General features: G+C 74.0%; 20 protein-coding genes. 11 read left to right on the top strand and 9 right to left on the bottom strand.

The features are described 5' to 3' along the window. The first annotated feature begins 168 nt into the window (after positions 1-168). The gene (locus O4J56_RS26805) at positions 169-1,680 is read left to right on the top strand and encodes a cell division protein PerM (protein ID WP_270689630.1); all 1,512 of its coding nucleotides are present in this window, start codon (positions 169-171) and stop codon (positions 1,678-1,680) included. 25 nt (positions 1,681-1,705) lie between these two features. Here the strand turns inward: O4J56_RS26805 and O4J56_RS26800 are convergent, their stop codons facing one another. Next, positions 1,706-2,125, bottom strand: a complete 420-nt coding sequence (locus tag O4J56_RS26800) for a DUF4190 domain-containing protein (protein ID WP_270689629.1) — start codon at positions 2,123-2,125, stop codon at positions 1,706-1,708. Positions 2,126-2,366: 241 nt separating this feature from the next. On the opposite strand from O4J56_RS26800, the gene purN reads away from it, so the two are divergent. Genes purN through O4J56_RS26785 form a run of 3 tightly spaced genes read left to right on the top strand, consistent with a single transcriptional unit; the run spans position 2,367 to position 5,458 of the window. Beyond that, positions 2,367-2,999 carry a phosphoribosylglycinamide formyltransferase gene (gene purN / locus O4J56_RS26795; protein ID WP_270689633.1) on the top strand — a complete coding sequence of 211 codons (633 nt, stop codon included), beginning with the start codon at positions 2,367-2,369 and terminating at the stop codon, positions 2,997-2,999. Continuing rightward, positions 2,996-4,567, top strand: a complete 1,572-nt coding sequence (purH, locus tag O4J56_RS26790) for a bifunctional phosphoribosylaminoimidazolecarboxamide formyltransferase/IMP cyclohydrolase (protein ID WP_270689628.1) — start codon at positions 2,996-2,998, stop codon at positions 4,565-4,567. The genes purN and purH overlap by 4 nt, the downstream gene beginning before the upstream one ends. A gap of 33 nt (positions 4,568-4,600) precedes the next feature. After that, positions 4,601-5,458, top strand: coding sequence for a bifunctional methylenetetrahydrofolate dehydrogenase/methenyltetrahydrofolate cyclohydrolase (locus O4J56_RS26785; RefSeq protein ID WP_270689627.1), 858 nt, complete (start codon positions 4,601-4,603; stop codon positions 5,456-5,458). A gap of 48 nt (positions 5,459-5,506) precedes the next feature. Here O4J56_RS26785 and O4J56_RS26780 read toward each other — a convergent pair whose 3' ends face one another. Further along, the gene (locus tag O4J56_RS26780) at positions 5,507-6,112 is read right to left on the bottom strand and encodes an FHA domain-containing protein (protein WP_017626033.1); all 606 of its coding nucleotides are present in this window, start codon (positions 6,110-6,112) and stop codon (positions 5,507-5,509) included. Between the two features lie 445 nt (positions 6,113-6,557). On the opposite strand from O4J56_RS26780, the gene O4J56_RS26775 reads away from it, so the two are divergent. Next, a complete protein-coding gene (locus O4J56_RS26775; protein ID WP_270689625.1) occupies positions 6,558-6,914 on the top strand; it encodes a DUF3017 domain-containing protein in 357 nt (118 codons plus the stop codon). Between the two features lie 114 nt (positions 6,915-7,028). Further along, positions 7,029-8,246: an NADP-dependent isocitrate dehydrogenase gene (locus O4J56_RS26770; RefSeq protein WP_270689623.1), complete on the top strand. Its 1,218-nt coding sequence runs from the start codon at positions 7,029-7,031 to the stop codon at positions 8,244-8,246. A gap of 366 nt (positions 8,247-8,612) precedes the next feature. Here O4J56_RS26770 and O4J56_RS26765 read toward each other — a convergent pair whose 3' ends face one another. From O4J56_RS26765 to O4J56_RS26755, 3 genes are all read right to left on the bottom strand, one after another. Then, positions 8,613-9,821, bottom strand: coding sequence for an LCP family protein (locus O4J56_RS26765; RefSeq protein ID WP_270689621.1), 1,209 nt, complete (start codon positions 9,819-9,821; stop codon positions 8,613-8,615). A 130-nt stretch (positions 9,822-9,951) separates the two neighbouring features. After that, positions 9,952-10,368, bottom strand: a complete 417-nt coding sequence (locus O4J56_RS26760; RefSeq protein WP_270689620.1) for a spore-associated protein A — start codon at positions 10,366-10,368, stop codon at positions 9,952-9,954. A gap of 27 nt (positions 10,369-10,395) precedes the next feature. Next, positions 10,396-11,445 (bottom strand): galactokinase family protein, encoded by a 1,050-nt coding sequence (locus tag O4J56_RS26755; RefSeq protein ID WP_270689619.1) that lies wholly within the window; start codon positions 11,443-11,445, stop codon positions 10,396-10,398. 16 nt (positions 11,446-11,461) lie between these two features. On the opposite strand from O4J56_RS26755, the gene O4J56_RS26750 reads away from it, so the two are divergent. The 4 genes from O4J56_RS26750 (at position 11,462) to O4J56_RS26735 (ending at position 15,979) form a co-directional block, all read left to right on the top strand. Further along, positions 11,462-12,730: a YihY/virulence factor BrkB family protein gene (locus tag O4J56_RS26750; RefSeq protein ID WP_270689617.1), complete on the top strand. Its 1,269-nt coding sequence runs from the start codon at positions 11,462-11,464 to the stop codon at positions 12,728-12,730. 105 nt (positions 12,731-12,835) lie between these two features. Beyond that, on the top strand, positions 12,836-13,978 hold the full coding sequence (locus O4J56_RS26745; RefSeq protein WP_270689615.1) for a glutamate--cysteine ligase: 1,143 nt from the start codon (positions 12,836-12,838) through the stop codon (positions 13,976-13,978). Positions 13,979-14,032: 54 nt separating this feature from the next. Further along, a complete protein-coding gene (locus O4J56_RS26740) occupies positions 14,033-15,292 on the top strand; it encodes a M20 family metallopeptidase (protein WP_270689614.1) in 1,260 nt (419 codons plus the stop codon). Between the two features lie 57 nt (positions 15,293-15,349). Next, entirely contained in the window at positions 15,350-15,979 is a 630-nt protein-coding gene (locus O4J56_RS26735) for a PH domain-containing protein (RefSeq protein WP_270689613.1), read from the top strand. Between the two features lie 434 nt (positions 15,980-16,413). Here the strand turns inward: O4J56_RS26735 and O4J56_RS26730 are convergent, their stop codons facing one another. Then, a complete protein-coding gene (locus tag O4J56_RS26730) occupies positions 16,414-17,217 on the bottom strand; it encodes a purine-nucleoside phosphorylase (protein WP_270689632.1) in 804 nt (267 codons plus the stop codon). A 292-nt stretch (positions 17,218-17,509) separates the two neighbouring features. On the opposite strand from O4J56_RS26730, the gene O4J56_RS26725 reads away from it, so the two are divergent. Beyond that, positions 17,510-18,886: an NAD(P)H-quinone dehydrogenase gene (locus O4J56_RS26725; RefSeq protein ID WP_270689611.1), complete on the top strand. Its 1,377-nt coding sequence runs from the start codon at positions 17,510-17,512 to the stop codon at positions 18,884-18,886. Between the two features lie 98 nt (positions 18,887-18,984). Here the strand turns inward: O4J56_RS26725 and O4J56_RS26720 are convergent, their stop codons facing one another. The 3 genes from O4J56_RS26720 to O4J56_RS32175 all read right to left on the bottom strand — a co-directional run bounded on the left by O4J56_RS26720 (position 18,985) and on the right by O4J56_RS32175 (position 22,485). Continuing rightward, on the bottom strand, positions 18,985-20,265 hold the full coding sequence (locus O4J56_RS26720; RefSeq protein ID WP_270689610.1) for a chemotaxis protein CheA: 1,281 nt from the start codon (positions 20,263-20,265) through the stop codon (positions 18,985-18,987). A gap of 142 nt (positions 20,266-20,407) precedes the next feature. After that, complete coding sequence (locus O4J56_RS26715) at positions 20,408-21,856, bottom strand: dicarboxylate/amino acid:cation symporter (RefSeq protein WP_270689609.1); 1,449 nt, start codon at positions 21,854-21,856, stop codon at positions 20,408-20,410. Between the two features lie 227 nt (positions 21,857-22,083). Next, the gene (locus O4J56_RS32175) at positions 22,084-22,485 is read right to left on the bottom strand and encodes a putative leader peptide (protein ID WP_408639176.1); all 402 of its coding nucleotides are present in this window, start codon (positions 22,483-22,485) and stop codon (positions 22,084-22,086) included. Positions 22,486-22,491 lie beyond the last annotated feature (6 nt).

Below are 22,491 nucleotides of genomic sequence, written 5' to 3'. Positions count from 1 at the left end.
AAGAAGGAGGCTCTGGAGGCGGCCGGCGTGAAGGTCGGCAAGACCCCCAGCGAGACGGCCAAGCTCGCGCGTGAGCTCTTCTAGCGCCGGTTCCCGGACCGGCCCACGCCGCCCCGCCCCGGACCCCGGGGCGGGGCGCGCTCGTTCCCGGCCCCTTCTGCTGGCAGCATGGGCGGGGTGAGCGCGCCCAAGGAACCCTCCGAACGACGCGGGACCGACCACCGGCCGCTGTACACCGCGGGCGGCCTGGCCGCCGCCTGGGCGGCCGGAGTCGGCCTGGCCGTCCTGCTGACCCTCACCCTCGTCGGGTGGGTGGCCGCCCCGCACGACGCCTTCGGCGAGGAGGTCGCCGACGTCGTGCGCACCGCCGTGCAGGCGTGGCTGGTGGCCCACCTGGTCGGCTTCGGCATCCCCGGCGGCGAGGTGATGATGCTGCCGCTGGGCCTGGTGGTGCTGCCCGGTGCGCTGCTGTACCGGTCGGGGCGCTGGCTGGCGCGCACCAGCGAGCTGCCCCGGCTGCGCCACATGTTCCGCGCAGCCGTGGCCCTGGCCGGGCCGTACGCGGCCGTGTCGGGCACGCTCGCGCTGGTGGCCCAGACCGAGGTGATCCGCCCCAGCGTGGTGCAGGCGCTGGTGGCCGGGTTCTCGCTGGCGTTCGTCGCCGGGGGGCTGGGCGTGCTCCGCCAGCAGCTCCACGACAAGGGCATCCCGATGCGCCGGATGCTGGAGCTGATGCCCGACCGCCCGCGCTCGCTGCTGGCCGGGACCTCCGGCGCCACCGCGGTGCTGCTGGGCGCCGGGGCGGTGCTGTTCGCCTGCGGCCTTGCGTTCGGGGCGGGCGACGCCGCGGCCATCACCCGCGAGCTGGGGCCGGGCGCGGTCGGCGGCACCCTGCTCGTCCTGGCGCAGCTCGCCTACCTGCCCAACGCGGTGGTGTTCGGCACCGCCTACGCGGTGGGGCCGGGCTTCGCGGTGGGCACCGGCACCATGGTCGCCCCCACCGGGGTGGCGGTCGGGCCGCTCCCGGCCTTCCCGATGCTGGCGGCGCTGCCGGACAACGGCGCGGCCCCGGTGGCGTCCCTGGCGGCGCTGGCCGCCCCGTTCGCCGCCGGTGCGCTGGGCGGGGTGCTCACCCAGCGCAGCGCGCCCACCGTGGTGGGGGAGGCGGCGCCCCTGTGGGGGTTCGTCTGCGGGGTCGCCACCGGCCTGGTGTTCACCGCGCTGTCGCTGATGGCGGGTGGGCCGATCGGGGCGGACCGGCTGGCCGATGTGGGCCCCTCGGCGTGGCAGGTCGGGCTGATCACCGCCCTGGAGGTGGGCCTGGCGGCGGCGATCGCGGCCTGGCTTGCCAACTGGCGGCACTTCCGCAGGCTCGCCGCCGAGCGGGTGCGGGAGGAGCCCGAGGAGGGCGCGGACGCCGGCCCCGCCGGGGACACAGGGGGCATAGGGGACACGGAGGACGCCGGGGAGGAGCCGGAGGAGCGGCCGGAGGACCGGCCCGAAGAACGTCCCGAGGAGCGGCCGGCCGGGCGCCGCCGCCGGTTCCGGATGCCCCGGCTGCCGCGGCTGCGCAGGCGGCGCGGCGCGGCCGGGGCCGAGGAGGACGACCCCGAGGAGCTGTTCGGCATCACCTACGAGGCCGGGCCGGACGAGGCCCCGGTCGAGGAGTCGAGCCGCTAGGGGCCGCTAGGGGTGGGGGCGGGGGCTACGCCGAGCCGCCGAGGGAGGGCACCTCGTCCTCGGGGATGCCCGCGCGCTCGGAGACCGCCGACCTCCAGGCGGCGTCGCACTGCTCCTGCGTGCTGACCGTCAGCGCCCGGGCCGAGCACTCCTGGTAGGCGGTGTACTCGTCCCAGAAGACGATGTATCCGGCGATGGCCGCCGCCGAGAACAGCACGCCGATCCAGCCCAGCACCATGCTCAGCACCGCGCCCGGGGCGTGGCCGCTGTTCTCCCGGGCCGCCCTGCGGGCCTTGCGCCCCTGGTGGATGCCGAGCAGCGACAGCAGCACGCCGAAGGGGGGCAGCATCAGCCCGGCGGCGGACAGGAAGACCCCCCACAGGCCGCCCTTCTCCACGGTGGGAGGCTGCCCGTCGGCGTGCGGCTGCGGGGACTGGTCGGTCAACGCGGGTCCTTTCCTCGGTGGGCGGCTCGGGGGAGGCGCCGGTACAGACGCTACCGGAGGAGCGGCGCGCTCACGGCCCCGGTCCCTCGGCCCGCGGGCTGGGAGGATAAGGTTGGGCCGAACGGGAGCGCGGTGCCCTCCCGTCCGTTCCGCCCTCTTCGCAACCAGTGCCCGGATGCTGCGCGTTCCCAACGCGACCCCGGGCAGGGGCGGACCCGCGATCCCCTGAGGAGGAACCACACTGTCGGCGCGAGTAGTCGTCCTCATCTCCGGGACGGGGAGCAACATGGCCGCGCTCCTCGAAGCGGCGGAGGACCCCGGATACGGGGCCGCGGTCGTCGCGGTCGGATCGGACAGAGAGAACGCGGCGGGGCTGGCGGTGGCCGAGAAGGCCGGCGTGCCGGTGTTCACCGAGCCCTTCCGGGGCGGCGGGGAGCGCGCCGCCTGGAACGCGGACCTGGCCGCGCGCATCGCCTCCTACCGGCCCGACCTGGTGGTCTCGGCCGGCTTCATGCGCATCCTGGGCCGGGAGGTGCTCGACGTGGCGCCGGTGGTCAACCTGCACCCCGCGCTGCTGCCGTCGTTCCCGGGCGCGCACGCGGTGCGCGACGCCCTGGCCCACGGGGTGCGGGTCACCGGGTCCACGGTGCACTTCGTCGACGAGGGGGTGGACACCGGACCGATCATCGACCAGGTGGCGGTGCGGGTCGAGCCCGGCGACGACGAGGCGTCGCTGCACGCGCGGATCAAGGCGGTGGAGTCCCGGCTGCTGGTGGAGACGGTGGGCCGGCTGGTCCGGGAGGGCCGGCTCGCGGAGGGGCGGCAGGTGCGGCCCGGTGCGGCCGGCAACGAACGAGCGGAGGAGAACCGGTGACGCGGCAGTCCATTCGGCGCGCGCTGATCAGCGTTTACGACAAGACGGGGCTGGAGGAGCTGGGCTCGGGCCTGGCCGCGGCGGGGGTGGAGATCGTCTCCACCGGCTCGACGGCGGCCCGCCTGGCCGCGGCCGGGGTGCCGGTGGTCCCGGTGGAGGACGTGACCGGCTTCCCCGAGTGCCTGGACGGGCGGGTCAAGACGCTGCACCCCAGGGTGCACGCGGGCCTGCTGGCCGACCGGCGCCGCCCCGAGCACCGGGCCGCGCTGGAGGAGATGGGGGTGGCCCCCTTCGACCTGGTGGTGGTCAACCTCTACCCGTTCTCCGAGACGGTCGCCTCGGGCGCCTCCCCCCAGGAGTGCATCGAGAAGATCGACATCGGCGGACCGTCGATGGTGCGGGCGGCGGCCAAGAACCACGCGAGCGTGGCGGTGGTGGTCGACCCGGACCGCTACGGCGAGGTGCTGGAGGCGGTGCGCGCCGACGGTTTCGAGGAGGGCGCGCGCAGGCGGCTGGCCGCCCGGGCCTTCGCCCACACCGCGGCCTACGACGCGGCGGTGGCCTCCTGGTTCGCCGAGTCCTACGCCCCGGACGGCACGGCGGAGGCCACCGGCTGGCCGGACGTCCACGCGGTGGCCTACGAGCGCGCGGCCACCCTGCGCTACGGGGAGAACCCGCACCAGCGGGCGGCGCTGTACGTCACCGACGACCCGGCGGGGCCGGGGCTGGCCGGGGCCGAGCAGCTGCACGGCAAGGAGATGTCCTACAACAACTACGTCGACGCCGACGCGGCGCTGCGGGCCGCCTACGACTTCGACGAGCCGTGCACGGCGATCATCAAGCACGCCAACCCGTGCGGCATCGCGCTGGGCGCCGACATCGCCGAGGCGCACCGCAAGGCGCACGCCTGCGACCCGCTGTCGGCCTTCGGCGGGGTGGTGGCGGTCAACCGCCCGGTGACCGCCGCCATGGCCGGGCAGCTCGCCGACATCTTCACCGAGGTGGTGGCCGCCCCCGGGTTCGAGGAGGGGGCGCTGGAGCTGCTCACCCGCAAGAAGAACGTGCGGCTGCTGGCGGTGGCCGCCCCGGACCGCGCCGCGCGGCCCGAGGCGCGGCAGATCAGCGGCGGGCTGCTGCTGCAGTCGGCCGACGCGCTGGACGCCCCCGGGGACACCCCGGACGGCTGGGAGCTGCGCACCGGCGCCCCGGCCGACGCCGCGACCCTGGCGGACCTGGCGTTCGCCTGGCGGGCGGTGCGGGCGGTCAAGTCCAACGCGATCCTGCTGGCCGCCGACCGGGCCACGGTCGGCGTGGGGATGGGCCAGGTGAACCGGGTGGACTCGGTGAGGCTGGCGGTGTCCCGGGCGGGGGAGGAGAGGGTGGGCGGCTCGGTGGCCGCCAGCGACGCCTTCTTCCCCTTCCCCGACGGCCTGGAGGCGCTGGCCGAGGCCGGCGTGCGGGCCGTCGTCCAGCCGGGCGGGTCGGTGCGCGACGACGAGGTCGCGGCCGCCGCCGAACGGCACGGCGTGACGATGTACTTCACCGGCACGCGGCACTTCTTCCACTGAGAACCCCCTCGACGGGGGAACGGAGGCGACGCGATGAGCGCACAGGTGCTGGACGGAAAGGCCACCGCCGCGAAGATCCGGGCGGAACTGGCCGGGCGGGTGGCCGCCCTGAAGGAGAAGGGGGTCCAGCCGGGGCTGGGAACGGTCCTGGTGGGGGACGACCCGGGCAGCCACTCCTACGTGGCGGGCAAGCACCGGGACTGCGCCGAGGTGGGCATCGCGAGCATCCGCCGCGACCTGCCCGCCACCGCCACCCAGGCCGAGGTGGAGGCGGCGGTGGCCGAGCTCAACGCCGACCCGGCGTGCACCGGCTACATCGTGCAGCTCCCCCTGCCCAAGGGGCTGGACGAGAACCGGGTGCTCGGACTCATCGATCCGGCCAAGGACGCCGACGGGCTGCAGCCGGCGAATCTGGGCCGCCTGGTGCTGATGGAGCAGGCCCCGCTGCCGTGCACCCCGCGCGGCATCATCGACCTGCTCACCCGGTACGGGGTGGGGCTGGACGGCGCCGAGGTCGTGGTGGTGGGCCGCGGGGTGACCGTGGGCCGCCCGCTGGGGCTGCTGCTCACCCGGCGCTCGGAGAACGCGACGGTGACGCTGTGCCACACCGGCACCCGGGACCTGGCGGCGCACACCCGCCGGGCCGACGTGGTGGTGGCCGCGGCGGGGAAGCCGGGGCTGGTCACCGGTGACATGGTCAAGCCGGGGGCGGCCGTGCTGGACGTGGGCGTCAGCCGCACCGACCAGGGGATCGCCGGGGACGTGGCCGCCGACGTGTGGGACACGGCCGGGTACGTCTCCCCGAACCCGGGCGGCGTGGGCCCGATGACCCGGGCGATGCTGCTGGTCAACGTGGTCGAGGCCGCCGAGCGTGCGGCCGGGATCGCCTAGGGCGCCACGGGTTCTGCGGGTGCGCCGGGGCCGTGGGCCCCGGCGCGCTCAGCCCGCCTTGCGTTCGCGGTCGCCCGCGGGCATGGGCCGCACCAGGCCCAGGGCGACGACCTCGTTGGCCAGCCGCGTGCGGCGGTTGGGCCCCTCGGGGATGCGGAACTTCTGGTAGAGGCGGAGCAGGTGCTGCTTGACCGCCGCCTCAGTGACGACCAGGTCCTCGGCGATCTCGCGGGCGGTCGCGGGGGAGACGAACGCCTCGTCGGACAGGGCCGGGCGGCACAGGGAGGTCAGCACGTCCAGCTCGCGGCGGGTGAGCTCGGGGGCCGCGCCGCGGCGCAGCTCGACGTCGGGGTGCAGGTCCTCGCGGGGCAGCCCGCCGATCTTGCAGCGGGCCGATCCGAAGCTGACGACGTCGCCCTCCTCCAGGACGCGCCGGGCGATGGGGCGGCCGTTGACCCGGGTGCCGTTGCGCGACAGGCCGAGGTCGACGACGTAGACGTAGGGGCCGCGGCGCACCAGTTCGGCGTGCAGCTGGGAGACGCTGGGGTCGGAGAGGCGGATGTCGGCGCCCTCACCGCGGCCGACCGTGGTCACCTCGGCGGTCACGCGGCAGACGTCCCCGGTCTCCTCGACCCTGATGTAGGGCCCGTCCACGGTTCTTCCTCCCGTTGTGGGGCGTGGCCGTTGGGACGGTGCGCGGTTGACTTGCTGAGTGGGGTTCATGGGGGGCTGTCCTCGCTCACCGTGGCACTCGTCTCCTGGTTGGTTACCCGGGGCCTGTCGGTTCTACGCGCTTACTCCCCCGTTAGACACCTATCGCGGGAGGTTTACGCCCTTCGCCGGAGATCGGGACGAGGGGGCGCCGCACCGTCCCGGGCCCGATACGGTGCGGCGTGGGACGTCCGCGTGGGGCGACTCACTAGACTGGTTCCGCGGTGGCCAGTCGCGATGGGTGTTCATTGACGGTTCGCTCGCCCGTGGCCCCACGTCTCCTCCGGGTTTCGGTCATGCCGCCGCGGCCGGTGGCCGGAGTGCGCCACCCGGGGCGCCGTCCCGTGCGCAGTCCCCGCGATCGGTGCGTTGGAGCGTGAGGTATTCGGTGAGCCGGAATTCGGTGGAGGCAGCGGTCGCAGCCGAGGAGGAGCCGGGCCCGTCCGGGCACGGCGAGGACGCGCAGGGCCCCGAGCCCCCGGGGTGGCTCGCCCAGGTCCCCTACTTCCTGGTGCTGGCCACCATGGCCGCGGGCATCGTGGTGGTGGCGGCGGCCTACTTCAAGCGCGGCCCCGCGATCATCGCCGGGGCGCTGCTGCTGGCGGCGCTGCTGCGCCATGTGCTGCCCGAGGACCGCGTCGGCATGCTGGCGGTGCGCGGGCGCTGGTTCGACATCGCGACCGCCCTCGCGCTGGCCGGGGCGCTGGTGGTGCTGGCGTGGGTGGCGCCCGCCCTGAGCTCGTGAGCGTCTAATAAGCTTGATATCGAGATATCGCGTAGAGTTCGGCGGGGCCGCCGGCCACCGCGACGCCCTTTGCCGCGCGACGGCCAGCCGACACGAAGGGACAGCCACACAGCCATGGCCAAGATCAAGGTTGAGAACCCCGTAGTAGAGCTCGACGGCGACGAGATGACCCGGATCATCTGGTCCTTCATCAAGGACCGCCTGATCCTGCCCTACCTGGACGTCGACCTGAAGTACTACGACCTGGGCATCGAGGAGCGCGACCGCACCGACGACCAGATCACCGTCGACGCGGCCAACGCCATCAAGGAGCACGGCGTCGGCGTCAAGTGCGCCACCATCACCCCCGACGAGGCCCGGGTCGAGGAGTTCGGCCTGAAGAAGATGTGGCGCTCGCCCAACGGCACCATCCGCAACATCCTGGGCGGCGTCGTCTTCCGTGAGCCGATCATCTGCCAGAACGTCCCGCGCCTGGTGCCGGGGTGGACGCAGCCGATCATCATCGGCCGCCACGCCCACGGCGACCAGTACAAGGCCAGCGACTTCAAGGTCCCCGGCCCCGGCACGGTGACCATCACCTACACGCCCGACGAGGGCGGCGAGCCCGTCGAGATGGAGGTCGCGCGCTTCCCCGAGGGCGGCGGCGTCGCGATGGGCATGTACAACTACCGCAGGTCCATCGAGGACTTCGCGCGCGCCAGCCTCAACTACGGCCTGGACCGCGGCTACCCGGTGTACATGTCCACCAAGAACACGATCCTCAAGGCCTACGACGGCATGTTCAAGGACGTGTTCCAGGAGATCTACGACACCGAGTTCAAGGAGAAGTTCGAGGCCGCGGGCCTGACCTACGAGCACCGGCTGATCGACGACATGGTCGCCGCCGCGCTCAAGTGGGAGGGCGGCTACGTCTGGGCCTGCAAGAACTACGACGGCGACGTGCAGTCCGACACGGTCGCCCAGGGCTTCGGCTCGCTGGGCCTGATGACCTCGGTGCTGCGCACCGCCGACGGCCGGACCGTGGAGGCCGAGGCCGCGCACGGCACGGTCACCCGGCACTTCCGCCAGCACCAGCAGGGCAAGCCGACCTCCACCAACCCGATCGCGTCCATCTTCGCCTGGACGCGGGGCCTGGAGCACCGCGGCAAGCTGGACTCCACCCCGAAGGTCACCGAGTTCGCCAACACGCTGGAGCGCGTGGTCATCGACACCGTCGAGGGCGGGCAGATGACCAAGGACCTGGCGCTGCTGGTGGGCGGCGACCAGGAGTGGCTGACCACCGAGCAGTTCCTCGCCGCGCTGGACGAGAACCTGCAGAAGCGCCTGGCCTGAGGCCGCTGGGCCCACTGGGCCCGCCGAGGGCGCCGGAGCGGCCCCGCCGGGAAGCCGGCGGGGCCGCTTGCGCGTTCCGCCTGCGCGGGAGCCGGGCCGCTGCCAGGATGGACCTGCGGGGTTCCCCGTCCGGGTGCGGCGAAGGCCACAGTCGTACCGTTCGCGAAGTTTGCGAGTATTGCGTAGAGTTATGAGTGTTCGGGCGGCCGGAAGCGGCCACGCCCGGACACCGCAGGCCGACGTGCCGGCCGTGCGCCCGCTGGGGGGTAGGCGCGCGCGGTGCGGAACGTCACCAGAAGGGCCCACCGCCTCCGGGCGGTGGGCCCTTCGCCTTTGCCATGTGTCTTCGGGCCCGTGTCTGCGGCCTCAGTCCCGCAGGACGTCCTCGGGGATCTCCTCGCCCTGGCGCATCGCCTCGAACATCGTCTCCGAGGCGGTCTCGTCCCACATCACCACGCTGCCCACGTTCAGCGTCGGCGTCGACCCGACTGGGACCGAGGTGGTGGTGGGGTCCTCGCGCATCGCCATCGCCATGCCGCCCAGGTCCATCAGCGAGTCGCCCTCGTCCACCTCGAAGGTCTCGGTGCCCTCCCGCACCAGCGGGACCGAGCGGAACGGGTTGGCCAGCGTCGAGGTGTCGGTCGCCTTGGCGATCAGGGCGCTGAAGAACTCCCGCTGGCGCTGGATGCGGTCCAGGTCGGCGCGGGCCGTGGCGCGGGTGCGCACGTACCCGAGCGCGGTGGCGCCGTCCATCTCCTGGCACCCGGCCTCGATGTCCAGCCCGGCCTTGGGGTCCTCCATCGCCTCCTCGGGGCACATCTCCACCCCGCCGACCGCGTCCACGATGTCGACGAACCCGCCGAGGCCGATCTCCACGTAGTGGTCGATCCGCACCCCGGAGGCCTGCTCGAACGACTCGATGAGGGTGCTCGGCCCACCGCCCAGCTCCTCGGAGAAGGCGGCGTTGATCTTGTTCTGGCCGATGCCGGGGATGTCCACGTAGGAGTCGCGCGGCACGCTGATGATGGAGGGGCGCCCGTCCTCGGGCACGTACACCACCATGATCGTGTCGGTGCGCTTGCCCTCGGCGCGGCCGGTGCGCAGGTCCTGCAGCTGGTCGTCGCTGAGGTCCTTGCGGCTGTCCGAGCCGACCACCATGTAGGTGGTGCCGGGCTGCTCCTCCGGGCGCCCGTCGGCGGCCGGCATCGCCTCGACGCGCACGAGCCGCCCGTTGGCCCAGATGTAGAACCCGACGGCGAACACCAGCGGCGCCACGATCAGCAGGGCCAGCACCGCGCCGGCGATCCTCAGTGCGCGCCTGCGGCCCCTCTCCCGCGTCCGCCGCTTCCTGCGCGCGGCGCCGGTGCCGTCATAGACCCGGCCCGGGGGCAGGTCCTTGCGCTTGCGCCCCTCGTCGTCGTCGCGCACCGGCGGTATGCGGCGGGTGGACCCGGCCGAGCCCGAGGAGGACCGCCGCTCGGGGCGGTACATCTTCTCGATCTCGTCGTAGCCACCGGAGTCGGAGCGCCGGAAGACCCCGGTGCGCTGTGAGTCGTCGTCTCGGCCGTGGACCATCGTTCAGTTCGCCCGTTCCCGTCGTTCGCCTCTCGCCTGTACCGACGCGGCCGATCGTATTCCGGTTCGGTCCCGGCGCCCCGGTATGACGGATCTCACCCTCGTTCGTGTCAACCGCGGTCGGCCGCGGTCAGCCGCAGTTGGTGCGGGCCTTCCCGGCGGCCTGGCCGCCGATGATCCCGCTCCAGGTCACGCACTCGCCCTGCGCGTCCAGCCGCACCGGCCCCGCGTACTCGGTGAAGTCGCCGGTGTCCAGCACCGCCGACCCCGGCTTCGAGGCCAGGGCGAGCTGCACGTCCATCGGCTTCGCCGCGCCCTTGGAGGCCCGGACGGTGACCGCGCAGTTCTTGCCGGAGGACCCGTTGTAGGTCAGGAACACGGTGCCCGCGCCGCCCGGGAGGTCGGCGGAGTTGACCACCTTGTAGCCCGAGCCGCAGGCGCCGTTGTAGCCCGCTGCGGAGGCGGGCGCGGCCGCAGTGAGCACGCCGCCCCCGGTGAGCAGGGCGAGCGCCGTGAGCGCGCTGAGCGCGGGCCTGGGTCGGGGCATGGGTTCCCTCCGTCTCCTGCGTCCGGTCTACGGCAGCCGGCGGGCGCCCGCGGACGGGAGGGCGGTGCGGATCAGGGGGGAGCGCTCCTCCAGTGCGGCGCGGACGGCCTCTGCGACCGTCCCGGCGCGCTCGGCGGGTACCAGTGCGACCGCGCAGCCGCCGGAGCCGCCGGTCATCCGGGCGCCTCGCGCGCCAGAGCCTACGGCCCGCTCCACCGCCAGGTCCAGTTCGGGGGTGGACATCCCGAAATGGTCGCGGACGGACAGGTGGGAGGCGGTGAGCACCGCGCCGATGTCGCCGAGCGCCCCGGCGCGCATGAGGCCCGCGACGGCGCTGAGCCGGTTGTCCTCGGTGACGGCGTGCCGCACACGGCCGCGCAGCACCGGGTCGCGCAGCCGCCGCAGGGCCGCCGCCAGGTCCTCCACCTCGCGCAGGGAGGACACGCCGAGGCGGGCCGCGGCGCGGGCGCACTCGGCCCGGCGGCGGGAGAGCGGCGCCGGGGGAGCGGAGCGGGTGTCGGCGATGAGCAGCCGCAGCCCCGCTGCCTCGATGTCGAACGGGAAGGCGCGGGTGCGCCCGGTGCGCGGGTCGCGGCGCAGGGCGGTGCCCTCGGTGAAGGGCAGGGCGGCGTCCCCGGCGCCCAGGGCGGGGCGCAGCGCCTCCTCCAGGGCCTCCTGCCCGCCCAGGGCGGCCGGGGCGGGCAGGTCGGTGTCGATGAGCAGGCGCGCTCCGGCGGCCGGGCCGGCGCCCGGCGCATCGGCCAGGGGCGCGGGGAGCGGCAGCGGCGTGCCCGGGTCGCGGGCGTGGCGCAGCTCCACGGCGCCGTCCCCGGCGGGCGCCCACGCGAGGTGGACGCCCCAGGGGAGGGCGGCGAGGAGGACGGGGGTGTCCTCGGCCCCCGGGTCCCCCATGAGCGCGACCCGCCCGGGGGCGAAGCGCACGCCCTCGGGCGCGGTCCCGTACACGTCGGCGAAGGCGGCCGTGAGAGCACCGGTGGTGACACGGTCGGCCACCGGCCACTCCGGGACCCCGGGCGTGTGGTCCCGGCCACGCAGCAGGCGTCTGAAGAGCTTCACAGCGCTTCATTGTGCCGTGAGCGTGGCCCGCTTCCGCGTCTCGCGCCGCTCCGGCTACGCTCGGTCCACCATTGCGGACGTTCCGGGAGGTGGGGCGGCGATCAGCGGAGTGGGGCGGGTCAAGGACGAGGCGCGGCACCTGAAGCAGCGCGGCATGGACACCTATTGGGGGCTGCGCCGCCGGCTCCCGTGGTTCGACCACCTCGTGCGGGCCGCCGAGCGCTACTCCGACCAGGACGGCAGCCGCCTGGCCGCCTCGGTCACCTACTTCGCCTTCCTGTCCTTCTTCCCGCTGATCGCCCTGGCCTTCGCCGTCGTCGGGTACGTCGCCGAGTTCAGCCCCGACGCCCGCGACTACCTCGACACCGCCGTCGGCGAGCTGCTGCCCGGGCTGTCGGCGGAGCTGCCCATCGACGAGATCGCGCAGGCCCGCACCGGCGCCTCCGTCATCGGCCTGCTGGGCCTGCTCTACGCCGGGCTGGGCGCCATCGGGCAGCTGCGCGCGGCCCTGCACCGCATCTGGCTGAAGAACCCCTCCGAGGGTCCGAACGTCGTGCTGGCCAAGCTCCAGGACACGGCGGTGACGGCGGTGCTGGGCACCGCCCTGCTGGCCTCGGTGGCGCTCACCAGCGTCTCCCAGGCGGCCACCCGCTGGGCGCTGGCCTGGGTGGACCTGGACGGCTCGGTGGCCGCGGTGGCCGCCACCCGCCTGCTGGCGGTGGCCATCGCCGTCGCCGCCGACACCCTCATCTTCCTGGTGGTCTTCTCCCGGCTGTCCGGCACCCGCCGCCCCTGGCGGATGCTGTGGCGCGGCGCGCTGCTGGCCGCGGCCGCCTTCGAGGTGCTCAAGGCGGCGGGCGCGCTGCTGATCGCCGGGACCCTGAACAACCCGGTCTACGCCTCCTTCGCGGTCCTGGTCGGGCTGCTGGTGTGGATGAACATCGTGCTGCGCGCCGTCATGTTCGCCGCCGCCTGGACCGCCACCTGGCTCCCGGTCCCGCCGCCCTACCAGGGGGCCGTCCCGCTCGACCTGCCGGTGGGGCTGGACCCGGCCGAACCCGGCCGCAGCAGGGTCCGCCCCGCCGACGGCGTGCACGGGGCCGCCGTGCTCCCGGCCCGGCCCACCGCCGAGGCGCTGGCCCGCTCGCGCGCCCTGACCCGGCGCCGCGCGCTGCTGCTCCGGCTGAGGGCGCTCGCCCCGGCGGCGGCCGCGGGCGCCGCGGCCGCCGCCGCGGCGGTGTTGTGGATACGCCGGACCCGCAGGGTGCCGGGCGAGTACCGTTGAAGTGACGGGTGGGCCCGCCGCCGGGTTGCGGATCCGCGGCCCCGGGGGCGAAGGTGCGACTGCGCCGGCGAGCGCGCCGGCCGGACCCCTGCTCGGAGGTTGCCCGTGGCCATCGACTTCAACGCCTCTGACCGGACCACCCTGGGCGTGGAGTGGGAACTCCAGCTCGTCGACGTCCGCACCCGCCACCTGCGCCAGGAGGCGCAGCAGGTGCTGGCCGACCTGCCCGACCTGAGCCGCGGCCCGGGGCGCCCCCCGCTGCGGCACGAGCTCATGCAGTGCACCGTGGAGGTGGTGACCGGGGTGTGCGAGACCGTGGAGGAGGCCATGGCCGACCTCCAGGGCAGCGCCGACCGCCTGCGGGCCGTCCTGGAGCCCCGCAAGGCGGCCGCGATGTGCGCGGGCACCCACCCGGTCGACGACTGGCGCGACCAGACCCTGGCCCCGGTGCAGCGGTACGGCGAGCTGATCGAGCAGATGCAGTGGCTGGCCCGGCGCATCCTCACCTTCGGCGTGCACGTCCACGTGGGGGTGCGGTCCAAGGAGAAGGCGGTGCCCATCGTCAACGCCCTGGCCGGGTACCTGCCGCACTTCCTGGCGCTGACCGCCTCCAGCCCCTACTGGAGCGGCCACGACACCGGGCTGGCCTCGTCCCGGTCGATCGTCTTCGGCGCGCTGCCCACCTCCGGACCGCCGCCGCTGCTGGACGACTGGACGGCTTTCGAGGAATACATGGAGACACTCCTGCGCGCCGGTACCATCGCCAGTATCAAGGAAGTCTGGTGGGACGTCCGCCCGCACCCGGACTACGGCACCATCGAGATCCGGATGTTCGACGGGATCCCCACCCTGCGCGAGGTCGGCATGGCCGCCGCCCTCTCGCAGAGCCTCGTCCGCCTGTTCGACCAGCAGATCGACCGGGGCTACGGGCTGCCCCGCCCGCCCGCATGGGTGGTCACCGACAACAAGTGGCGCGCCACCCGGTACGGGCTGGACGCGCGCGTGATCACCGACGGGCGCGGGTCCACCGTCCCGCTCAGGGACGACCTGTACGAGCTCGTGCGCGAGCTCGGACCGGTGGCCGCGCGCCTGGGCTGCGCCGAGGAGCTGGACGCGGTCTCCGAAGTGCTCGACAAGGGCGCCTCCTATGAGCGGCAGCGCGCGATCGTGCGCGAGGGGGGCACCCTCAACGACGTCGTGGACGCGCTCGCCGAGGAGTTCCGCACCGGGACCCCCGGCGGCGGGTAGCACGGCGCGACCACCCACGACGATCCACGACCGACGACGACAAGGGGCCCACGCATGCAGGGACGTGATCTGCCGGACCAGATGGCCGCGTTTCTCGCGCGCGGCGAACGCGGGCTCGTCGAGTTCCGGCGGGACCTGCACATGCACCCCGAGCTGGCGTTCGCCGAGACCCGGACCACCCAGCGGGTGGAGGAGCGGCTGCGCTCGGCCGGGCTGGAGCCCGTCCGGCTCCCGGACGGCACCGGGCTGGTGTGCGACATCGGTTCCGGCACGGGGCCCACGGTGGCGCTGCGCGGCGACATCGACGCGCTGCCGATGACCGACGAGAAGACCGACGTCCCCTACCGGTCCACCGTGCCCGGCGCGGCGCACGCCTGCGGGCACGACGTGCACACCACCGCGCTGCTGGGGGCGGGGCTGTTCCTCGCCCAGCAGGCCCGGGCCGGCGCCCTGCCCGGCCGGGTGCGGCTGCTGTTCCAGCCGGCCGAGGAGCTGCCGGGCGGCGCCCGCGCGGTGATCGAGGCCGGGGCGCTGGAGGGGGTGGACCGGATCTTCGCCCTGCACTGCGACCCGCGCCTGCTGTGCGGGCAGGTGGGGCTGCGGGTCGGCCCGATCACCGCCGCCTGCGACCAGCTGGCGGTGCGGCTGTCGGGGCCGGGCGGGCACACCGCCCGGCCCCACCTCACCAGCGACCTGGTGTACGCGCTGGGCAAGGTGGTCACCGAGCTCCCGGCGGCGCTGTCGCGCCGGGTGGACCCGCGGGCCGGGTTCAGCCTGGTGTGGGGGCGGGTGAGCGCCGGGTCGGCGCCCAACGTCATCCCGGACGACGCGGTGGCCGAGGGCACGGTGCGCTGCCTGGACGACGACGCGTGGCACGCGGCGCCGGACATCGTCAAGGAGTTGGTGGAGTCGGTGGTCGGCGGCTACCGGGCCACCGCCGAGGTGGACTACCGGCGGGGCGTGCCGCCGACGGTGAACGAGGCGGAGAGCGTGCGCATGCTGCGCGACGCGGTCGGCCAGGCGCTGGGGCCCGAGGCGGTGGCCTCCACCGCGCAGAGCCTGGGCGGCGAGGACTTCGCGTGGTACCTGGAGCACGTGCCGGGGGCGCTGGCGCGGCTGGGCACCCACCCGCCGGACGCGACCGGGCCGATGCTGGACCTGCACCGGGGCACCTTCGACGTGGACGAGCGCGCGATCGGGACCGGGGTGCGGGTGTTCGTGTCGGCGGCGCTGACGGCCCTGTGGGAGGGCGCGCGCCCGGGGGCGCCTTCCGCGGCGGACGACGGCGCGCTGGGGGACGCCGCGCTGATGTAGGCGCGGCGCGGTCGGCGCCGGGCCGCCCCGGTCCCGCCATGCGGTAAGACTGGTCGTGTGGGAGAAGACGGAAAACCCCTGACCGCGACGCTGCCGCGGGTCCTTTCCTGGATCTGGATCGGCATCGCCGCGCTCTTGCTGCTCGATCTGGCGGTCAACGGCTCCGACGCGGCGTCCCTCATCGCCGCCGGGGTCCTGCTGCTGACCGTCGGCGGCGCCTACGTGATGTGGCTGCGCCCCCGGATCGTCCCGGGGGAGGAGGGCGTGCGGGTGGTCAACCCCCTGCGCGAGACCCTCGTCCCCTGGTCCGCGTTCACCTGGGCCGACGTCACCGACGTGGTGCGCGTCCACGCGGGCGGGACCGTCGTGCGCTCGTGGGCCCTGCGCGAGACCAAGCGCTCCAAGGTCCGGGAGAACCTGCGCCGGGCGGGCGGCTACTCCGACGCCGACCCGATCGCCGAGTCCGACCCCCGCGACCTGCGCCCCGCCGAGCTGCACGCCAAGCGCCTGCGCGAGATCGCCGAGCGCCGCAAGGCGCGGCCCTCGAAGCCCTCGGAGCCCTCGGGCGCCGACGGTGGAGCCGACGCGCCGGGCAGCGGCGGCGTGGTCACCGTGGTGTCGCCGGACGCGGTGGCGGCGCTCGCCGTCCCGCTCGTCATCCTCGCGGTGGTCGCCCTGCTCGTCTGAAGCCGGCCGAGGCGCCGCCGACCCGTGCACAAGGGGAGCCCTGCGGGGCTCCCCTTTTCTCGTGTTCGGCGGGGGACTTGACGGGGCGCCGCGCACCTGATTAGGTAAGGCATGCCTAAGGAGAACGGGCGGGGCTCCGGGGATCGCGCGGAACCCCGGCGCCCCTCCGCCCCTCCCGGGCACCGCGGGTCAACTGAATAGCGGGATCGCGCGGCGGTGCGGATCGCCACCCGCACCCCTGCGCGATCGGTGCACATGGGTCCCGCCGAGGCGGTCGGACGCGTCGTCATCCCCGGCCTCGGGATGCTGCTCGCCACGCAGCGCCGACGGCCCCCGGCGGGCCCACAGCAGGCACCCTCCGACGGGAGGGGCGCCGTTCCCCAGCGCGGAGGGGAGCGGCGCCCCTCCCGGCCTTTTCTGCTCCGGTGCCGCTTCTAGGCCCGCATCAGCACGGTGTTCAGCAGCTCGCCCAGCCGCTGGGTGTGGCGGCGCACCGCCTCCAGGGCGGCGTCCGGGTCGAAGGGCTCGAACACCCCGCCCACCGCGTCGTTGCTCACCGTCGCCAGGCCCATCACCTCGGCCTCCATCTCGACCGCGGCGATCGTCTCCAGCGCCAGCGAGCGCCCCACCAGGTCGGCGCCGGAGGCGCGGAGCATGCCCAGCTCGGCCGGGGTCATCAGCTCCGGCCCGGTGACCTCCGCGTACACCCCCTCGGCCAGCGAGGGGTCGGCGTCGGCGGCGATGCCCCGCAGCCGCGCCGAGTACGCCCGGGACAGGTCGGTGAAGTCCGGCCCGGTCAGCGGCGAGGCGCCGGTCAGGTTGATGTGGTCGCGCACCAGGATGGGCTCGCCCACCGCGTAGTCGGTGCGCAGCGACCCCGCCGAGCCGGTGAGCAGCACGACCGGGGCGCCCGCGGCGATGACGGTGCGCACCGGGTGCACCACCGCCATCGGGTCGTGCGCCTCGCCCAGGTGCACGCGGCCGCAGAGCACGGCGACCCGCTTGGCCCCCACCCACAGGCTGCGCAGCCGCCCCGAGTGGCCCGGCGCGGTCGGCGCGGCGAACCCCGGCAGCTCGGCGGCGTCCAGCTCGATGTCGGGCGTCCCCAGGTGGTCCGCCACGTCGGTCCAGCCCGAGCCGAGCACGACGAGCGCGTCGTAGCCGTCGGCGCCGGTGCGGGACTTCAGTTCCTTCGCCGCCGCGGCGGCCTGCTCCTTCGCGTCGGCCGTCGTGACCACGGGGCGGTCTTGCGTGGATTCGCTCACATCTCCGGAGCGTACCCCTGTGCTTCCGTTTTGTTACTGAGCGCAACGCCGGGGTGTGTATCGCGGACGGCGGGCGCGGTGTCCGGAGCGGGCGGCGCGGCGCCCGGTGGGCCGCCGGGCGCGCCGGGGAGGGGAGCCGGGGAGAATCCGCCCCTGACCATGGCGGACAATGGAGGGGCGACAGGCGAGCAGACATCCGGGCGAGAGGCCGAGCGGCGCCGGACCGGTGCCCCGCGCCCAGGCGCCGCGAAGGAGTGGAACAGACGTGACGAAGGTCGTGATCATCGGGGGCGGCCCCGGCGGGTACGAGGCGGCCCTGGTCGCCACCCAGTTGGGCGCGGACGTGACCGTGGTGGAGCGCGACGGCGTCGGCGGCGCGTGCGTCCTGACCGACTGCGTCCCCTCCAAGACGATGATCGCCACGTCGGTCCGGTCGACCTACGTCAAGGACGCCGGGCGGCTCGGCCTGACCATCAACGCCGGCGACGAGTGCAAGGTCGGCGTGGACCTGGCCGCGGTCAACGCCCGGGTCAAGCGGCTGGCGCGGGCCCAGTCCGAGGACACCTCCGCCCGGCTGCAGAAGGAGGGCGTGCGCATCGTCGCCGGCGAGGCCCGCCTGGTCGACCCGCGCATCGTCGCCGTCGGCGAGGAGCGGCTGCGGGCCGACGTGGTGCTGGTGGCCACCGGCGCCCACCCGCGCGAGCTGCCCACCGCCCGCCCCGACGGCGAGCGCATCCTCACCTGGCGCCACCTGTACGACCTGGAGGAGATGCCCGAGCACCTGGTCGTGGTGGGGTCGGGCGTCACCGGGGCCGAGTTCGCCAACGCCTACACCGGCCTGGGCGCCGAGGTCACCCTGGTCTCCTCGCGCGACCGGGTGATGCCCACCCAGGACGCCGACGCCGCCGAGGTGCTGGAGGGCGTGTTCCGCCGCCGGGGCATGCAGGTGCTCGGCAACACCCGCGCCGAGTCGGTCGTCAACACCGGCGACGGCGTGCTGGTCACCCTCTCCGACGGGCGGACCGTGGAGGGCAGCCACTGCCTGATGACGGTCGGGATGATCCCCAACACGGCCGGGATCGGCCTGGAGGAGATCGGGGTGCGCCTGGACGGCGGCGGCTTCGTGCAGGTCGACCGGGTCTCGCGCACCTCCACCCCGGGCGTGTACGCGGCCGGGGACTGCACCGGGGTGAACATGCTCGCCTCGGTGGCCGCCATGCAGGGGCGCATCGCCATGTGGCACGCGCTGGGCGAGGCGGTGTCCCCGCTGAAGCTGTCCACGGTCGCGGCGACCGTGTTCACCAACCCCGAGCTGGCGTCGGTGGGGGCGACCGAGGAGGACGTGCGCAGCGGCAAGGTGGACGCGCGCATCGTGAACCTGCCGCTGGACACCAACCCGCGGGCGAAGATGGGCGGCAGCAAGGACGGCTTCGTCAAGCTGATCTGCCGCCGGCACACGGGCATCGTGCTGGGCGGGGTGATCGTCGGCCCGCGCGCGAGCGAGCTGATCCTGGGGGTGTCCATCGCGGTGCAGCAGCGGCTGACGGTGGACGAGATCGCCCACACCTTCGCGGTCTACCCGTCGCTGTCGGGCAGCGTCACCGAGGCGGCGCGCTCGCTGATGCAGGCGTCCCCGGAGTAGGGGGCGCAGAGGGCGGCCACTGGGAAGGGCCCACGGCGTTCGCCGTGGGCCCTTGTGCGTTCTGAGGAGCGCGTTCCGGGGAGCGCGTTGGACCGGGGCTAGAAGTCGAAGCCCCCGAAGTCCATGTCGCCGCCGAAGTCCCCGCCGAAGTCGCCTCCGCCGAAGTCCTCGCCGCCGCCCATGTCACCGCCGCCCATGTCGCCGGCGCCCATCATCCCGGCGCCCATCATGGACCCCATCATCGAGCCCATCATCATGCCGGAGAACATGCCCATCATCATGCTCATGCCGAAGTAGCCGCCCGCGTAGGGGGCGTAGGCCGGGCCCGCGTCGTAGTAGGGGCGGCGCTCGCCGTCCACCTCGACCAGGCGCACGTCCGGGTCGTGCCCGGCGAGCACGGCCCTGGTGCACACCGCGCAGGCCGGGACCGCGCGCACCGCGCCGCCCGGGGGCGCCCACTGCACGTCCTGCTCGGAGGGGCCGTGCTGGGGGTTGAAGAAGCAGGGCTGGCGCCGGTCGGGCACCGGGTCGCCGTTCATCCGGGCCCGGGTGGCGACCATGTAGTAGCGGCCGTCCTCCAGCGCGTTGGTGACCTGCTGGATGTCCTGCGGCTCGCGGATGCCGTCCAGCGTGGCCTTGGCCCGGTCGTAGGAGTCCATGGCGTGGGAGTAGTCGGTGCGGGTGGCCTCGTCCACCTGGGACAGGTCGATCTCCAGCCGGGCGATGTCCTCGCCGAGCCGGACGACGTCCTCCTGGGCCATCTGCTTGATCTCGGCCAGCTCCTTGGCCTTCTCGGCCGCGCGCTTCTTGCGGGAGCTGTAGATGAAGTAGCCGCCGCCCGCCACCGCGAGGACCAGGAGGCCCAGGAACGCGGCGCCGAACATGCCCGAGGCGGCGGCGTCGCCCTCCTGCTCGGCCACCGCGTCGGGGACCGCGGCCAGGGTGTCGACCTCGGTGCCGGGGTCGGAGGCGATGACGTTGTCGCGGATCTGGTTCAGCTCGCTCTGTTCCAGGTTCGGCGAGTCCAGGAAGAAGTTGTTCGCCCCGTCGCCCATGAATCCGGCGTAGACCCCGTCGCCGACGTCCCCCATCAGGTCGTCCATGTAGGCGTCGAGGGCCACCTGGGAGTCGAAGCTCTCCCCGGGCAGCATCACCAGGTAGACGGGGGACTCGCTCTCGGCGTCCTCCGCCGCGGAGGCCATGATGTCCTGTTGGTCCGCGGGGACGGCATCGGAGATGCTCGGGTCGATGTAGAAGTGGTCGGACTTGAGGTCCTGTGCGGCGTCGCCCGCCTCCGGGGCGTCGGCGGCGGCCGGGGCCGCGACAGCGACGCTGAGGCCCGCCGCGAGCAGGGCCGGTACTACTGATCGGCGCAACATGTCGTTCCTCTCGCCTCCCTCATTCCGTAAGGACGAACGGCGTGGGCCGCCGGTTCCCGGAGGGGAGACCCGTCCCTGTGGGAAAGACTACGGGCGGCCCGCCGTTCGGCGGGCCGCCCGTGGGCGCGGCGGGTCGCGCGGGTCAGTCCCGTGCGGGCACCTTCTCGTAGACGCCCTCCCCGGAGCCGTCGGCGGCGTCCTCGCGCCCGGCCGACTCGCCCTCGGCCGCCTCCCTCTCGGCGGCGGAGACGAAGTCGTCGGCGACGAAGCCGCCCAGGCCGCGCGGGGCGTTGTAGCGCTCGGTGTCGAGGATCCTCTCGCGCTTGGCGACGATCGCCGGGACGAGCGCCTGCCCGGCCACGTTGGTGGCGGTGCGGCCCATGTCCAGGATCGGGTCGACGGCCAGCAGCAGGCCGACGCCCTCCAGCGGCAGGCCGACGGTGGACAGCGTCAGGGTGAGCATCACGGTCGCGCCGGTGGTGCCGGCGGTGGCCGCCGAGCCGATCACCGAGACGAACACGATCAGCAGGTAGTCGGTGATCGACAGGTCCACGCCGAAGAACTGGGCGACGAAGATCGCCGAGATCGCCGGGTAGATCGCGGCGCAGCCGTCCATCTTGGTGGTGGCGCCGAACGGCACGGCGAAGGAGGCGTAGTGGCGCGGCACCCCGAAGTTGGTCTCGGCCACCCGCTGGGTCACCGGCATGGTGCCCATCGAGGAGCGGGAGACGAAGCCGAGCTGCACGGCGGGCCACACGCCGGAGAAGAACTTGGCGATGGACAGCCCGTGCACCCGGGCCAGCACCGGGTAGACGACGAACACCACGATGGCCAGGCCCAGGTAGATCGCCAGGGTGAAGGTGCCCAGGGCGCCGATGGTGGTCCAGCCGTAGCTGTAGACCGCGTTGCCCAGCAGGCCCAGGGTGCCGATCGGGGCCAGGCGGATGATCCACCACAGGACCTTGAGCACGATCTGCAGCGCGGACTCGGTGAAGGCCAGGAACGGCTCGGCGGCCTTGCCGGTCTTCACGGCGGCGACGCCGATCGCGATGGCGATGACGATCAGCTGCAGCGCGTTGAAGGTGAGCCCGGTCGTCAGGTCCAGGTTCCCGTCGGTGATCCCGCCCTCGGTGGAGGCGGTCAGCCCCAGGAAGTTCTGCGGGACCATGCTCTCCAGGAACGCCATCCACGAGCCGTGCGTGGAGGGGTCCTCGGCGGCGGAGGCGTCCACGCCGCTGTTCAGGCCGGGGCGGATGACCGAGCCCAGGCCGATGCCGATCGCGACCGCGATGAGCGCGGTGATCGCGAACCACAGCAGCGTCTGTCCGGCCAGGCGGGCGGCGTTGGAGACGTTGCGGAGCTGCGCGATCGAGGAGATCACGGCCAGCAGGATCAGCGGCGGGACGATCGCCTTCAGCAGCGTGACGAAGGTGCTGCCGATGGTGTCGAGGGTGACCGCCAGCCAGTTCGGGTTGTCGGCGTCGCCGCCGAGCTGGAGGGCGGCCACGCCGAGGGCGATGCCCAGCACGAGGGCGGCGAGCACCTGGAAGGCGAAGGGGACACGGGGGATGCGTCTGAGCGCGGATAGCACGGGATGGCTCCTGGGTCAGGGCAGAGCCGACGGGCGCGGGTGGCGTCGGGGTCGGCGGGCGGACGAAAGGGGTCGGCCTGCGCGGTGGGCGGTTCCGGGGGCGGTGCCGTGGATCACGGGGATCGCGGGATCACGTGTGCCACGGCCCGAAAGGACACCGCGCGGCGGGCGCGCAGGGGCGGGACGAGAGGTCGATCGGCGGAGTCTCGGCGGATCGGCTCAGGCGGTCATCGACACGCCTGGCTGGCGACGCGGCACAGGTCGACGTGCCGTCGCTCGGTCAGGCCCCACAGGTTCGTCACGAATAGGAACAATAACGGTCCGCGCCCGATTATTCCCGGGGTAGGCGGTGTCAATCCGGTCACGTCTGTGCAGGTATGCCCGGTTCCCCGCCCTGACGTGGGATGAATCCGGCGATGGCCGACCCCCGGAAGGGGCCGACCGGCGGGTGGCCGATCCGCCGACTCCGCCTCCGGAGGCGGCCCCCACGGCAGCGCTGTCGTGTACCGGGCGTGTGCGTGGTCACCGTTGACGGCGGCGACGGGTGCTTGGTGAGAGTTGCCGGTCTTCCTTGGTCGGTGTTCAGGCGGTTGGGGTTGGGGTTCTATCCCCACCGTCCGTGGGTGCATGGTCGC

The sequence above is a fragment of the Nocardiopsis endophytica genome, assembly GCF_027706725.1.
Taxonomy (GTDB): Bacteria; Actinomycetota; Actinomycetes; order Streptosporangiales; family Streptosporangiaceae; genus Nocardiopsis_A; species Nocardiopsis_A endophytica.
The sequence above is the reverse complement of the archived record's forward strand: the minus strand, read 5'-3'. Positions and strand labels throughout refer to the sequence as shown.

What these genes read in the sequence shown, in the direction of transcription:
- O4J56_RS26805 (WP_270689630.1), top strand. Translation starts at nt 169, where the DNA reads ATGGGCGGGGTGAGCGCGCCCAAGGAACCCTCCGAACGACGCGGGACC.
- O4J56_RS26785 (WP_270689627.1), top strand. Translation starts at nt 4,601, where the DNA reads ATGAGCGCACAGGTGCTGGACGGAAAGGCCACCGCCGCGAAGATCCGG.
- O4J56_RS26770 (WP_270689623.1), top strand. Translation starts at nt 7,029, where the DNA reads ATGGCCAAGATCAAGGTTGAGAACCCCGTAGTAGAGCTCGACGGCGAC.
- O4J56_RS26765 (WP_270689621.1), bottom strand. Translation starts at nt 9,821, where the DNA reads ATGGTCCACGGCCGAGACGACGACTCACAGCGCACCGGGGTCTTCCGG.
- O4J56_RS26760 (WP_270689620.1), bottom strand. Translation starts at nt 10,368, where the DNA reads ATGCCCCGACCCAGGCCCGCGCTCAGCGCGCTCACGGCGCTCGCCCTG.
- O4J56_RS26740 (WP_270689614.1), top strand. Translation starts at nt 14,033, where the DNA reads ATGCAGGGACGTGATCTGCCGGACCAGATGGCCGCGTTTCTCGCGCGC.
- O4J56_RS26720 (WP_270689610.1), bottom strand. Translation starts at nt 20,265, where the DNA reads ATGTTGCGCCGATCAGTAGTACCGGCCCTGCTCGCGGCGGGCCTCAGC.
- O4J56_RS32175 (WP_408639176.1), bottom strand. Translation starts at nt 22,485, where the DNA reads ATGCACCCACGGACGGTGGGGATAGAACCCCAACCCCAACCGCCTGAA.